The organism is Iodobacter ciconiae, from assembly GCF_003952345.1.
In the GTDB taxonomy this organism is placed as follows: Bacteria; Pseudomonadota; Gammaproteobacteria; order Burkholderiales; family Chitinibacteraceae; genus Iodobacter; species Iodobacter ciconiae.
In genome coordinates this window covers 3129406-3143542 of sequence record NZ_CP034433.1, presented here as the reverse complement: position 1 = coordinate 3143542, position 14137 = coordinate 3129406, and the positions used below count along the sequence as shown (strand labels likewise).

Below are 14137 nucleotides of genomic sequence, written 5' to 3'. Positions count from 1 at the left end.
AAAACCAGCTCTAAACAGCACGGTTATATCAAGTTTTATCGACCTTGGGCAAAGCCCCATATTTCGGGCAACCACGGCTTAAAATCGGCAAAAGCATGGTCACCCCCTTGAATAATCGTTTGACGGCAGGCTGAGTAATAACTCACACCTATTTGATAATCCAATACCTCATCACCCGTCTGTGTAAGTAACCAATATTTGTCCGGCTGGCTTGGCTGGCGTTCGAACGCCTGTAGCTGCTCGGCAAAGCAGGCATCTATCAAATGAATTTCGCCCGTCTGGTAATTGCGCTGAGGTCCCAGATATTCATTAATTCTTTCATAAGGCCTTACCGCAGGATTAATCAGCACTGCACGACAAGCAAAAGTTTCAGCAGCCCATGTGGCAAAAAAACCGCCTAATGAACTACCCACAACGCAAATATCTTCATGTGCTAAATGAAAAAACAAACCCTGAAGCAACGCTCCCGCAGCATTGGGATCCATAGGCAGCTGAGGGCAATGAAAATAATCCTGTAAGCCCTGCTCTCTCATCCAGCCAGCCATTTCCTGTGCTTTTTGCGATAGAGGGCTGGATAAAAAACCGTGCAGATAAATAATGTGCGGGCGAAGTAGCATTTTTTTAAGGCCGTAATAAAGTAGAGCCTTGCGTTTTTCGCAGTGCCAAATCCTGATGGGCCTGTGCCACATCTGCCAATGCGTAAGTCTGGCCAATTTCTGGCTTGAGTAAACCACGACGCACTGCATGGAAATAGTCTGCAGCTGTATTCACCAGCTCGGCTCTTGTTGAGGTGTAATGCCCCAGTGTAGGACGTGTAAAGAAAAGTGAACCTTTATGTGCCAGAATTGCCGGCTCAAAAGGCGGGACAGGGCCCGATGCATTACCAAAACTCACCAGCATTCCACGTGGGGTCAGGCAATCTAGCGAACCTGCAAAAGTATCTGCCCCCACTCCGTCATACACCACAGGGACGCCCTTGCCACCTGTTATTTCACGAACCTGCTCAGAAAAACGCTCATAACTAATCACATAATCACAATAACGGCGCGCAATTACTGCTTTTGCCTCAGAGCCCACAGTACCAATAACTGTAGCCCCCAGCTCTCGTGCCCACTGGCAAGCCAGCTGACCTACACCACCGGCAGCCGCATGAAATAAAATCGTTTGCCCTACGTGCACCGGAAAAGTCTGCTTAAGCAGGTATTGCGCCGTCATCCCCCGCAGCAGCGTCCCGGCTGCAATATCATCACTCACCCCTGCCGGAACAAGCACCAGTTTCTCTGCCGGCATCACCCGATACGATGCATAAGCACCCACAGCGCCACCGGCATAAGCCACCCTGTCCCCCAGCTTAAACTCAGTCACGTCGGGGCCGATCGCCCTAACCACGCCACACGCTTCAACACCCAAACCTGAAGGCAGGCTAAGCGGATACAAACCTGAACGATGATAGGTATCAATAAAATTAACACCAATCGCAGTCTGGCTCAACAAGACTTCACCTACCTGCGGTGCTGGCAAAACCTCATTTTCAAGCTGCATTACACTGCTATCACCATGAGAGTGGATACGAATCACCTGGGTTTGCATCATAATTTCCTCTTTAGGTAGTCATTACACCGAACAAACCTGACAAAAAAATAAAGCCAATCACAAACAAACGATAACCTGATTGAAAGCTTTCTGCATCGGAATTAATGAAACTACTTATCCAAAGACGAAACCCTCTGCTTGGCATGGTAAAGTTATCAATTTTGCATGATGCCCAGATTGGACCAGCCCATGACCCGCCCTCAGAGTCTTCATTCGGAACTACAAAACCAGCTCAAACAGCGCATTCTGATTTTAGACGGCGGCATGGGTACGATGATTCAGGCTTACGATTTGCAAGAAGCCGATTATCGTGGGGAGCGTTTTGCCAATTGGGCTTGCGATGTCAAAGGCAATAACGATTTGCTGGTGCTGAGCCAACCGCAAATTATCAGCGAAATCCATCAGGCATATCTGGATGCAGGCGCAGATATTATCGAGACCAATAGCTTTAACGGCACCTCGATTGCCATGGCCGATTATGAAATGGAAAGCCTGGTTTGGGAGCTGAATTTTGCCGCTGCCAAGCTGGTAAAAGATTTATGCGTGGCGCAAACCGCCAAAACACCGAATAAGCCGCGCTACTGCGCCGGTGTTTTAGGGCCAACCAACCGCACCTGCTCGATCAGCCCCGATGTAAACGATCCGGGCTATCGTAATGTCACCTTTGATGCGCTGGTTAAAAGCTACCTAGAGGCCATCGACGGCCTGGTGAAAGGCGGCGCGGATATTCTGCTGGTTGAAACGATTTTCGACACGCTGAACGCCAAAGCCGCAGTGTTCGCGATTAAACAGTATTTCCGCAAAAATAATATCGCCAAACAAGATCAATTACCGGTGATGGTTTCCGGTACGATTACCGACCAGTCTGGCCGCACCTTAACCGGCCAGACCACCGAAGCGTTTTACAACAGCCTGCGCCACTCAGACGCCATCAGCTACGGGCTGAACTGTGCGCTAGGGCCAGATTTGCTGCGTCAGTATGTAGAAGAAATGAGCCGGATTTCTGAAAGCTTTGTTTCAGTCCACGCCAATGCGGGCTTACCAAATGCTTTTGGTGGCTACGATTTGGACCCGGCCATGATGGCCGAGTCGATCAAAGAATGGGCCGAATCAGGCCTGATCAATATTGTCGGCGGCTGTTGCGGCACCACACCGGCACACATCGCCGCCATGTATGCGGCGGTCAAAGATCTGCCACCACGTGCCTTGCCCGAGATCAAAGCCAAATGCCGCCTTTCTGGCCTAGAGCCATTTAATATCGGCGATAGCGATTTATTTGTGAACGTGGGTGAGCGCACCAACGTGACCGGCTCCAAAGCCTTTGCCCGGCTAATTTTAAATGGTGATTATCCACAGGCCTTGGTGGTGGCGCGTCAGCAGGTTGAAAACGGCGCGCAAGTCATCGACATCAATATGGACGAGGGCATGCTGGACGCCCATAAGGCCATGGTCACCTTCCTGAACCTGATCGCTGCCGAGCCGGATATCTCGCGCGTACCGATCATGATCGACTCGTCCAAATGGGAGGTGATCGAAGCCGGTTTGAAGTGCGTGCAGGGCAAGTGCATTGTTAACTCGATCTCGATGAAAGAAGGCGTTGAAGCCTTTAAACACCACGCCCGTCTGGTCAAAGACTACGGCGCAGCGGTGATCGTGATGGCTTTCGATGAAGTCGGTCAGGCCGATACCTATGCCCGTAAAGTAGAAATCTGCGAAAAGAGCTACCGCATTCTGGTCGATGAAGTAGGCATGGATCCGGCCGATATTATTTTCGACCCGAATATCTTTGCGGTGGCCACAGGGATTGAAGAGCACGCCCGCTATGGGCTGGACTTTATCGAAGCCACCGGCTGGATTCACCAGAATCTGCCGCACGCCAAGGTTAGCGGCGGCGTGTCGAATGTGTCGTTCTCCTTCCGTGGCAATAATAAAGTGCGCGAAGCCATCCACGCCGTCTTCCTTTATCACGCCATTAAAAAAGGCATGACCATGGGGATTGTGAACGCGGGCGCGCTGGAAGTTTACGAAGAAGTGCCACGCGAATTACGCGATTTAATCGAAGACGTGGTGTTAATGCTGCCCGCAGGCACCAGCGCCGGAGCACCGCTCACCGAGGGCAATCTGGATGTCACCGAACGGCTGATCGAAATTGCCGAGCGCTTTAAAGGCGACGCAAGCCAAGGGAAAACCGAGGATCTGGGTTGGCGCAATGGCACGCTGCAAGAGCGCATCACCCATGCGCTGGTACGCGGCAATACCACCTTTATTCTGGAAGACACTGAGGAAGCACGCCTCGCCTGCGAGCGCCCGATTCATGTGATCGAAGGCATGCTGATGAACGGCATGAACCATGTGGGCGATCTGTTTGGATCAGGCCAGATGTTTTTGCCGCAGGTAGTTAAATCTGCCCGCGTGATGAAGGCCGCCGTTGCGCACCTAGAGCCCTTTATCGAAGCCGAAAAAATCGCCATGGGCCTGCAGGACGCGCCCGCCAAAGGCAATATTGTGATGGCAACGGTAAAAGGCGATGTGCACGATATCGGCAAAAATATTGTGGGTGTGGTGCTCCGCTGTAATAACTACAAAGTGACCGACCTTGGCGTAATGGTGCCTGCACAAAAAATCCTCGATACCGCCAAAGAAATCGGCGCAGATATGATTGGCCTCTCTGGCCTGATTACGCCTAGCCTGGAAGAAATGAGCCATGTGGCCAAAGAAATGCAGCGCCAGGGTTTTGATATTCCGCTGCTGATTGGTGGAGCCACCACGTCTAAAGTACACACTGCGGTTAAAATTGAGCCGGGCTACGCCAATGGCCCCGTGGTTTACGTGCCCGATGCCAGCCGCGCGGTAGGCGTATGCTCCAATCTGTTAAGCGATGAGCTAAAGCCCGCCTTTATGCAAAAGCTACGCGCCGAATACCAGAATATCCGCACCATTCATGAAAACAAAGGCAAGAGCAAGCTGCTGCCGATTGCCACGGCCCGCGCCAATAAATTTGAAATAGACTGGAGCAGCTACACCCCGCCCAAACCTAAGCAGCTGGGTGTGATGCACTTTGAAAAAGTGCCGCTGCAGGACATCGCCCCCTATATCGACTGGAGCCCTTTCTTTAACGCCTGGGAGCTGGCTGGTAAATATCCGCGCATTCTGACAGACGAAGTGGTGGGAGAGGCTGCCACGGCCCTGTTTGCCGATGCCCAGGCGCTAATGGCCAAAATGATTGAAGGCGAGTGGGTGCAAGCCAACGGAGTAATCGGCCTTTTCCCGGCCAGCAGCGTGGAAGACGATATTGAAATCTACCACCCGGAAAACGGCGAGCGCCTGATGACCTGGCACAATCTGCGCCAGCAAAATGCCAAGGCAGCTGGCAAGCCAAACTGGTGCCTGGCTGACTTTATTGCGCCAAAAGACAGCGGTGTAAGGGACTATATCGGCGCATTTGCCGTAACCGGCGGGCTGAATATTGACCAGCATGTAGAGCGCTTCGAGCTCGCGAGCGATGATTACAACGCCATTATGGTGAAAGCCTTGGCCGATCGTTTTGCCGAAGGCTTTGCCGAATATATGCACGAAAAAATTCGCAAAGAGCTATGGGGCTATGTGCCGGATGAAAACCTGCCTGTGGATGATCTCACCGACGAAAAATACCAGGGCATCCGCCCCGCCCCTGGCTACCCCGCCTGCCCGGATCACACACCCAAAACCGGCTTATTTAATCTGATCGACCCCGCCAGCATCGGCATGAGCCTTACCGAGGGCTACGCCATGCTGCCTACCGCAGCCGTCAGCGGCTTCTACTTCAGCCACCCGCAAGCGCAATACTTTGCAGTGGGCAAAATCGAGAAAGATCAGGTAGAAAGCTACGCAATACGCCGTGGAGTAACGATCGAGCAAGCCGAGCGCGATTTAGCACCTAATCTGGGATATAACGCCTGATTTTGTGGGCCAGATAACAGAACTTGGAAGGTAAAGTAAAACTCAGCAGACTTTGGCACCAAAACTGACAAACAACGGGTTTTACCCAGCCTGTAACAATGCAGTGCCTAGAAGCCACCGTCTTATAAAAAACACCTAGCTAAATATGTATATGGCATTATTTTATCGTAGCCACGTGCCAATTCATCCAAATCATCCGTTTCGGACACCCAATGCCCAACTTACATCGTTTTTTAGAAAGCGAAATCGAAAGCCTGACCCGGCTAATGAACCAGCGGCGCGATATTCGTCAGTTTAAAAGCGGCCCTCTGCCAGAAGGACTGATGCCCCGCTTAATTGAAGCGGCACAAATGGCCCCTTCGGTGGGCTTTATGCAGCCCTGGCGCTTTTTACATATCACCGATAGCGCATTACGTAAGCAGATGCATGTCTTGGTAGATACCGAACGCGAGCGTACCTCGGCGGCGCTGCCAAGCCGCCAGCAAGAATTTATGAAGCTAAAAGTACATGGCCTGGCAGAATGCGCCGAAGTATTGGTCGTCGCTTTAATGGATGGGCGCGAGAAACATATTTTTGGTCGCCGCACCCTGCCCGAAATGGATTTAGCCTCTGCATCCTGCGCCATCCAAAATATGTGGCTGCTGGCCCGCGCCGAAGGAATTGGTATGGGCTGGGTATCGATTTTTGAGCCTGCTGATCTGGCCAAGCTGTTAAAGATGCCGGAAGGCGCAAAGCCCATTGCCATTCTTTGTCTGGGGCAAGTTGAAGAATTTCCTGAAAAACCCACACTGGAGCGCCTGGGCTGGGGCTGCCGGTTGGAGCAAGAGCAGATCTTTTTTGAAAATAGCTGGCCAGCTGGCGATCACAGCACCCCAAGCAGCTATTAAAAGCACTCCCTGAGCCCACTTTCTGCAGAACCGATGCCCTTGCCATAACCCCAATGAATACGAGGCACTTCAGCCTTAAAAGGGCATGGTTCAGACGTAAAAAAAGCCGCTCTACGCGGCTTATTTTGCTCTTGGCAGGGGAAGAAGGATTCGAACCTTCGCATGTCGGAATCAAAATCCGATGCCTTAACCAACTTGGCGACTCCCCTGAAGAGATCGGCATACTACATGAAGAATTTTGTTTTGGGAAGCTTTAAACACAAATTTGTAAGCAACCCTATAAAAATCAGCATAGAAGCAATCTCAACCAGCTTTTTTAGCTTTTCCAAAGTCCCCACAAAATAGGGTATTAATGATGTAAGCAATATATTCTGTCTGTTTATTTCCCTTAATTTGATAAGGAAAAAACGGCATTTTGTAAGATGATCAGGAGTCAGGCTGGTAAAATCACAATTTACCCTCCTGATTTGCAATCATGACCGAAGCCATTCCCTCACCTTGCATTCAGCAGTGCAAACTGGATGACACTCAAACCTGCACCGGTTGCCGCCGCACAATTGATGAAATCAGCCTCTGGTCTAAAGCAACAGAAACAGAAAAAACCGCCATCTGGCAACGCTTACTGGCCCTGCCCTTAATTATGAAAAGCAAGCAATGCCAGCGCTGTGGCGCAAAATTCAGCTGTGGCAGTGGCGGTCAACAGGGCGGATGCTGGTGCATGGATCTCCCACCCGTTTTGTCGCCTGCCAGCATAACAGGTGATTGCTTCTGCCCCACATGCCTTAACCAGCAAATGACAGAGCGCAAGCCGTGCTAAACGTTTAAAGAGCTAGAACAGAGCACCGCAGGTCACGATAACTGGCAACAACAGACCAGCCAGTATTGTAAATAGCTTGCCGGGAATATGCCCCCCTTATGCAAGCAAATACAATCCAGAGGCAAACCTGAAGATTAATACCAGCTATTGGTGCATATATCATTTTGATAAAAACATACCCGCCGACTATGTAAGGTTATTTACTTGCAACGCACATGTAAAAAATTACAAAACCCAATAAATGACGTAATCATTTTGACAAAAAAATAGTGTGTAAGGTAGGCTACATAATCATCCCTTATAAAGCATAACCATGCGCCCCGACCAGCTCCTTGCCTCTTTCGCCGCTGCCTTTAATCAGGATCAGCGATTGATCTCATTGCAAATTGGCGATGGTGCCGTATGGGGAGATCAGCTGCTGCCCCAGCAGGTAACGGGGGAGGAAGGGCTAAACCGGCCCTTTCTTTACAGTATTAATTGCTTGTCCGCAGACGTGGCTTTAGAGCTTAAATCCTTACTGGGCTTACCGGTTGTACTGTCAATTACCGATGCTCGGGGGGGAGTAATAGAGCGCTGTGGGGTGGTTTCCCAGGCACAATTATTGGGCTCTGATGGGGGCTTTGCCAAATACAAGCTCACTGTTGAGCCGCCCTTTGCCCTGCTTAGATACCGGCGCACTTCTCGCGTTTTTCAGGATTTATCTGTACCAGATTTGATTAAACAGGTTCTGGCCGAACATCAGGACAAAAACCCCGTCTTTGCCTCAGTACAAACGCTGGATTTCAAACTGTCCGGCAATTACCCTCTCCAATCTTATACCACCCAGAAAAATGAATCTGATTATGCGTTTCTATGCAGAATCATGCAGCGTGAAGGCTTATCCTGGCGCTTTGCCCATTTAGCCGGTGATTCACCGCAAGTACAACTGGTGATTTTTGATGACGCTTACGCTATCCCCGAGGCTAGTGATTCGCACGTCAGGTTCCACAGGGCCGACTCCACAGAGACAGATGATGCACTCACTGACTGGACCACCCAGCGTCAGCTGGGAAGCAGTAGCGTAGCCTTAGCCAGCTTTGATTATAAGGCCGTTAAGACCAACCAAAGCTTTGATGACAGCTCAGTTGATCAGGGTGAAGGCGGCCAGCAAATTCAGTCGAGCTTTGAAGATTACGGCTCACTCTCGCACTACTATGCGAATAATTCTGAAGACCTTAGCCACTACGCACAGCTACGCCAGCAATCACACGATCTGGTTAAAAAGTCTTTTAGCGGCTCTGGCACATTGCGATCTTTGCAGGCAGGCCAGTGGTTTCGCCTGGAAGATCACCCCGCCCACGAGTGGGATGCCGCTGAAAAGCGTGAGTTTGTAGTAACCGAGCTTAAATTTACGGCCAATAATAATTTGCCTGTTGATCTGACCCAGCAACTGCTGATGATTGCACCGGGCCTGTTGGTGGGTTCAAATCCAGCAGATGCAGCAGAAAATGCACCTTATCAGGCGGACTTTACCGCCCAGCGCCGGGGCCAGGCGCTCACCCCTCGCTATGACGAAAGCAGCAAACCCAGCAGTTTTGGGATGCAAACAGCTACCGTGGTCGGCCCTGCCGGATCAGAAGTGCATACCGATGAGCTTGGCCGGATCAAGATCCAGTTTTCATGGCAGCGAGAAAATGAGCACCCTGATTTCGGTGCAAATCTGGATGATAAATCCTCCTGTTGGGTGCGCGTGGCTTACCCGTCTGCGGGTGCAAGCTGGGGCCATCAGTTTATCCCCAGAATCGGCCAGGAAGTTTTAGTTGGCTATCTGGATAACGATATCGACCGGCCTATTGTGACAGGCGTGGTTTATAACGGTAGCCACGGTGTGCCTGATTTTAGCGGGGCTGGTTCTCTGCCTGCGAATAAAACACTCTCGGGGATTAAAACCAAGGAGCATCAAGGCGGGCAATACAATGAATTACTGTTTGATGACACCCCACAGGAAGTACGCGCCAAGCTATCAAGTGAAACCGGTAAAACCCAGCTAAACCAGGGTTTTCTGACGCATCCCCGTAAAGATGGCAAAGCAGAGCCGCGCGGCAGTGGCTTTGAGCTTAGAACAGACTTGGCAGGCGCGATCAGAGGCGCACAAGGCTTACTACTCACCGCACATGATCAGCCCGGCGCAAAGGGCGCTCAACTGGAACGAGACGAGTTAATCTCCCAGCTAGAGCAAGCCCTTGCTATTGCTCAGCAGCTGGCCAAGCAAGCAGAAACACATGAGGCTGATAACACCGATACCAAGCAAGAAGAGCAACTATTGGGCGATTTGAAAAAATGGCACGCAGGCAGCAATACAGATAAGGAAGGCCAAGGAGGCGGTAAAGGCATCGTGGCAATGACGGCTCCCGCTGGCATTGCCATATCTTCCCAATCAGCGATCAGCATTGTATCCGGGGCTAACCATGACCAGATTGCGGCAAAAGACAGCAACCACAGCATCGGGCAAAAACTACGTTTTCGTATCGGGGAATCCCTGTCAATTTTTGTTCAGCAAATGGGTATGAAGCTGATTGCGGCAGCAGGAAAAATCCATATTCAGGCACAAAGTGATCAGATGGAAATCGGCGCGTCCAAGCGTTTACACCTTTACTCCCTGGAAGAGATTTTGCTGGAAGCCCCAAAGATTACCTTGCGCACCCAGGGCACCGATATTGCACTTGGAGCTGGCAATATCATCACCCAAGCATCAGGAAGCCACACTCAAAAAGCCAGCCAGCACAATATGGAAGGCCCCGGCAATGGCAGCCCTCAGCTACCCTCGATGCCCAAAAGTGAAAACAAAACAGATGAGCAATTTTCAATCGTCAGCCGCTCTGGCAAAGCCATCACCGAAGTAAAGCACGAAATACACAGTGATGCGGGCAAGTTATTAGAAAGTGGCAGCACAGATGCCAAAGGGGCAACCAGCCGCCTGAAGGGCAAAGCGATTGAGTCGATCAACCTTAAACTCACACGGAAAAAATAATGGCAGATCGAGAAAGAGCAGTTGATTCTAAGGCGGTACGTCGTTTGCCCCTTGAGTTTGATGATCGGGGTGAGCCAATGTTCAGCTCTGTTAAAAGCCCTGAAGATTTCAAGCTTAGTGCCCTGGTCATTCGCCCCCCGCACACCGTTATTCCTATCATTTTTGTGCCGGGAATTATGGGAACCAATATACGGATGAGTGCAAGTAAAGAAATATCATGGATGCCACCTAATGGCATATTGAAAGGGCTTGGAGAAGCGATATCAAGAAGTAGGCAGAGTCCCGCAAAACGACAACTGCAATTTGACCCGAACAAAACAGAGGTCAACCCGGATGGACCATGTAATATCCCCCGCAATTTTTTTATGCTCACCGAAAAAGAAGCTAAAAAACGGGGCTGGGGGGCGCTACACGCAGATAGCTATCATGAAACACTACAGCAATTAGAAATCAGCCTGAACGAGCAATATAGCAAGCCGGGCCGCAGCAAAGAAGATGGTAATCATTTGCTGGAAGAAATTGGCCTTTTAACCCAGCTTGGCGCAGCCGATAGCTCCTCTACAGACAAACCGGATTATAAAAAAGCCGCTGCCAAAGCCGCTGCTGCATGGGGTGAAACCCCTCCTGCACTTAGCCCTGCAGAAGTAGATAAATTAGACGATTATTACTACCCCGTATGGGCATGTGGCTATAACTGGCTGCAAAGCAATAAGGTATCTGGCGAGCATTTGCTCAAGCGTATTAATGAAGTTATTAAATTTTATAATGACAGCCAGTACTTCGAGTGCAGCAAAGTCATATTGCTGACCCATTCAATGGGCGGCTTTGTTGCCCGTAGTGCTGCGCAGCAAGATCCCAGCAAAATTTTGGGTGTTGTGCACGGCGTGCAGCCCGTTGGCGGTGCGCCCGTGGTTTACCGGCGTTTTAGGGCGGGTACTGAAGTAGATGGTTTTTTTGATATTGCAGGCGCTGCTGCCGCTGTAATTATTGGCTGGAGCGCTACCGAAATCACCCCCGCCCTCTCTTGCGCTCCTGGCCCGTTAGAGCTGCTACCCAATAGTGCCTACCCGAAAGGCTGGTTGAAAATAATTCAAAAAACTGGCAGTGAAGAAAGAATCATAAAGCAGCTGCCCGAATCAGATCCCTATGAAGAAATCTATAGCAAAACCACGGACGATTGCTGGTGGGGGATGGTCGATCCATCGTTAATTGACCCAGCGGGGGCAATTAAATCAGCCAAGAGTAAAACGCCCCTCAAAGCACATAAAGATGCATTGATCATAGCAGCTAATTTTCACGAAACAGTAGGCCTTTCTGCTCACCCTAAAACATATGGATACTATGGCATTGATGATAATAAGTTTCTAACATTCGGCAATATCAGCTGGGATAGCAAAAACAAAATATCTACTGAAAATGAATCTGTGCTACTTGCAGCAAAAGACCAATGGCGCAATACCACAGGTAAAGCAGATGTAGCCCTTGATGCTAAAAACACCCTGCATTTTAAATTAAGAAATGAGAGAGACCAGGGCGGCGATGGCACAGTGCCTTTAGTCTCAGGCGCGGCTCTGGAAAAATTAATTCCTGCTCCGCAAATGGTTTTCAAGATGAAAGGCTTTGATCATCAGAATAGTTATAAAAATCGATTTGCAATGCAATCTACAATATACAGTATCGCCAAGTTGGTTCAGCTTGCGGAGCCTGCCACACCATGAAAAAACGATCATTACAAAAAGCCACCATCGTTATTACCAGCTTATTTGCATTAATAGCAAATACTTATGCAGCGGAGCAAGCCATGTTTGAAAGAACAAAAACCTATTGTTTTGGTCGTTATTTAGTTGATATGCCTAATGAAGCAGAATTAGCAGGAGAGGGGAATAGTTATAAAGAGTTACAAATTAAATCAAAAAAAATGAGCAGTGAACTATTTGAAAAAACAATAAAAGAGCAAGAGGGTATTTTAAAAAATGAAAAGAACACTAGATCATACAAATATGTTGAAACTCGTTTTGCAGGAAATAAAAATCAAAGAATGATTGTTTCATCAAGATTTGCTTTTAATGACAAAGCATTTGGTATAGACACCTACAAAAGAACCACCAACGGATATTCATTTATAACATCAGATCGATCATTTGACGATGTTAGAATTAATGACATATTAAATGGCTATGAACAATATCTTAACCAAGTCCGCTACCGCCCCCAAAATGAAATACCTAAAGAGCCAGGTTTTTGTTTTGAAAATGGCTTTGTGGCTAATGATGGAAAAACACAGCAAGTAGAAGCTGCAAGCCTTTATTTTGTTTTAAAAAACCACCCCTACGTTAAAATACGTATAGAAAGCAATGTTTATTTCAAGCAAGAGCAGTCTTTGCTGGAAAGAATCCATGCATCAGGCATTATAAAAAAGATTGGACAGAAACTAAAATATAATAAAGAAGGAAAACGCAATATTAATGGTCTAAATGGTGAAGAAGCACTTACTGCTCTGCCTTCTGATGATGAAACAGGTATTGCCCATATATTCACCTGGGAAACTTTAGGTGAGATTGGAAACCCATTATTGCCTTCAATTAACCTGGAAATTAAAACCGGCGAATCAGGTGGAGGTCAAACCTTGCCATCCACACTGAGCAATCAAGAAGCAATGGCACTTTACGAAGCAATTGTTAAAACTATCCGAATCCGCCCAAGCAATTAATCCTGATCAGGAAAAAAACCATTGCACCCAATGCTTATTGCATCTATATCCCTACTTGCTCTGGCTGCAAACTCCTATGCAGCGGAGCAAACCATGTTTGAGAAAACAAAAACCTACTGTTTTGGGCGTTATTTGGTTAATGTACCCAATGAAGCCGAACTTAAAAATGAAGGAAATGGTTATTTATCAAGCTCAGGAATTAAAACATTAAAAACAACAAAGGCAGATATTAATAAATTAATCACCTTGAAAGAATTTGAATTAACAAATGAAAAAGATAAAAAAGACTATATTTTATCAGAATCACAATTTAAAAATAATGATCAGCAAAGAATGATAATTTCTTCGGCCACCCGATATGGAAGCACTGCTTATGGCATAGATACTTTTAAGTATTTGGATCAAGGCTATGCGGCTACAACATCAGATCGATCATATGGTGCCCAATATATTAAATCTGTAATCACTGAGTTTGAAGACTACCTTAACCAAGTCCGCTACCGCCCCCAAAATGAAATACCTAAAGAGCCAGGTTTTTGTTTTGAAAATGGCTTTGTGGCTAATGATGGAAAAACACAGCAAGTAGAAGCTGCAAGCCTTTATTTTGTTTTAAAGAATCATCCCTACGTTAAAATACGTATAGAAAGCAATGTTTATTTCAAGCAAGAGCAGTCCTTACTGGAAAGAATCCATGCATCAGGCATTATAAAAAAGATTGGGCAGAAACTAAAATATAATAAAGAAGGAAAACGCAATATTAATGGTCTAAATGGTGAAGAAGCACTTACTGCTCTGCCTTCTGATGATGAAACAGGTATTGCCCATATATTCACCTGGGAAACTTTAGGTGAGATTGGAAACCCATTATTGCCTTCAATTAACCTGGAAATTAAAACCGGCGAATCAGGTGGAGGTCAAACCTTGCCATCCACACTGAGCAATCAAGAAGCAATGGCACTTTACGAAGCAATTGTTAAAACTATCCGCATCCGCCCAAGTAATTAACCCTGATCAGGAAAAAAACCATTGCACCCAATGCTTATTGCATCTATATCCTTACTTGCTCTGGCTGCAAACTCCTATGCAGCGGAGCAAACCATGTTTGAGAAAACAAAAACCTATTGCTTTGGGTGTTATTTGGTTGGTTTATCTGCAGAAGCCATATTAAAAAATATGCTGAA

At 48.0% G+C, this 14137-nt stretch carries 9 protein-coding genes and 1 tRNA gene; 7 read left to right on the top strand and 3 right to left on the bottom strand.

The window, feature by feature from the left end:
- Positions 1 to 35 precede the first annotated feature (35 nt).
- Together EJO50_RS13780 and EJO50_RS13775 are read right to left on the bottom strand one after the other, a co-directional pair.
- A complete protein-coding gene (locus tag EJO50_RS13780) occupies positions 36 to 617 on the bottom strand; it encodes a YqiA/YcfP family alpha/beta fold hydrolase (protein WP_164521515.1) in 582 nt (193 codons plus the stop codon).
- Between the two features lie 4 nt (positions 618 to 621).
- Positions 622 to 1593, bottom strand: a complete 972-nt coding sequence (locus tag EJO50_RS13775; protein WP_233702092.1) for a quinone oxidoreductase family protein — start codon at positions 1591 to 1593, stop codon at positions 622 to 624.
- 189 nt (positions 1594 to 1782) lie between these two features.
- Here EJO50_RS13775 and metH point away from each other — a divergent pair, with 189 nt between their 5' ends.
- The gene (metH, locus tag EJO50_RS13770) at positions 1783 to 5532 is read left to right on the top strand and encodes a methionine synthase (RefSeq protein ID WP_125975081.1); all 3750 of its coding nucleotides are present in this window, start codon (positions 1783 to 1785) and stop codon (positions 5530 to 5532) included.
- A gap of 212 nt (positions 5533 to 5744) precedes the next feature.
- Entirely contained in the window at positions 5745 to 6419 is a 675-nt protein-coding gene (gene bluB / locus EJO50_RS13765; RefSeq protein WP_125975079.1) for a 5,6-dimethylbenzimidazole synthase, read from the top strand.
- 132 nt (positions 6420 to 6551) lie between these two features.
- Here bluB and EJO50_RS13760 read toward each other — a convergent pair.
- Positions 6552 to 6628: transfer RNA gene (locus tag EJO50_RS13760), tRNA-Gln, on the bottom strand.
- Positions 6629 to 6894: 266 nt separating this feature from the next.
- Between EJO50_RS13760 and EJO50_RS13755 the strand changes: the two genes are divergently transcribed.
- The 5 genes from EJO50_RS13755 (at position 6895) to EJO50_RS13735 (ending at position 13961) form a co-directional block, all read left to right on the top strand.
- A complete protein-coding gene (locus EJO50_RS13755) occupies positions 6895 to 7236 on the top strand; it encodes a DUF1289 domain-containing protein (RefSeq protein WP_125975076.1) in 342 nt (113 codons plus the stop codon).
- A gap of 313 nt (positions 7237 to 7549) precedes the next feature.
- Entirely contained in the window at positions 7550 to 10246 is a 2697-nt protein-coding gene (locus EJO50_RS13750) for a type VI secretion system Vgr family protein (RefSeq protein ID WP_125975073.1), read from the top strand.
- Positions 10246 to 11964, top strand: coding sequence for an esterase/lipase family protein (locus EJO50_RS13745; RefSeq protein WP_125975070.1), 1719 nt, complete (start codon positions 10246 to 10248; stop codon positions 11962 to 11964). Before EJO50_RS13750 ends, EJO50_RS13745 begins: the two co-directional genes overlap by 1 nt.
- Positions 11961 to 12956, top strand: a complete 996-nt coding sequence (locus tag EJO50_RS13740) for a T6SS immunity protein Tli4 family protein (RefSeq protein ID WP_125975068.1) — start codon at positions 11961 to 11963, stop codon at positions 12954 to 12956. Before EJO50_RS13745 ends, EJO50_RS13740 begins: the two co-directional genes overlap by 4 nt.
- A gap of 30 nt (positions 12957 to 12986) precedes the next feature.
- Positions 12987 to 13961, top strand: coding sequence for a T6SS immunity protein Tli4 family protein (locus EJO50_RS13735; protein ID WP_233702284.1), 975 nt, complete (start codon positions 12987 to 12989; stop codon positions 13959 to 13961).
- The last annotated feature ends 176 nt before the right edge of the window (positions 13962 to 14137 follow it).

Bases quoted from the DNA above. Each gene is read 5' to 3' on its own strand.
- EJO50_RS13745 (WP_125975070.1), top strand. From the start codon at position 10,246: ATGGCAGATCGAGAAAGAGCAGTTGATTCTAAGGCGGTACGTCGTTTG.
- EJO50_RS13780 (WP_164521515.1), bottom strand. From the start codon at position 617: ATGCTACTTCGCCCGCACATTATTTATCTGCACGGTTTTTTATCCAGC.
- EJO50_RS13735 (WP_233702284.1), top strand. From the start codon at position 12,987: ATGCTTATTGCATCTATATCCCTACTTGCTCTGGCTGCAAACTCCTAT.
- EJO50_RS13740 (WP_125975068.1), top strand. From the start codon at position 11,961: ATGAAAAAACGATCATTACAAAAAGCCACCATCGTTATTACCAGCTTA.
- metH (WP_125975081.1), top strand. From the start codon at position 1,783: ATGACCCGCCCTCAGAGTCTTCATTCGGAACTACAAAACCAGCTCAAA.
- bluB (WP_125975079.1), top strand. From the start codon at position 5,745: ATGCCCAACTTACATCGTTTTTTAGAAAGCGAAATCGAAAGCCTGACC.
- EJO50_RS13750 (WP_125975073.1), top strand. From the start codon at position 7,550: ATGCGCCCCGACCAGCTCCTTGCCTCTTTCGCCGCTGCCTTTAATCAG.
- EJO50_RS13755 (WP_125975076.1), top strand. From the start codon at position 6,895: ATGACCGAAGCCATTCCCTCACCTTGCATTCAGCAGTGCAAACTGGAT.
- EJO50_RS13775 (WP_233702092.1), bottom strand. From the start codon at position 1,593: ATGATGCAAACCCAGGTGATTCGTATCCACTCTCATGGTGATAGCAGT.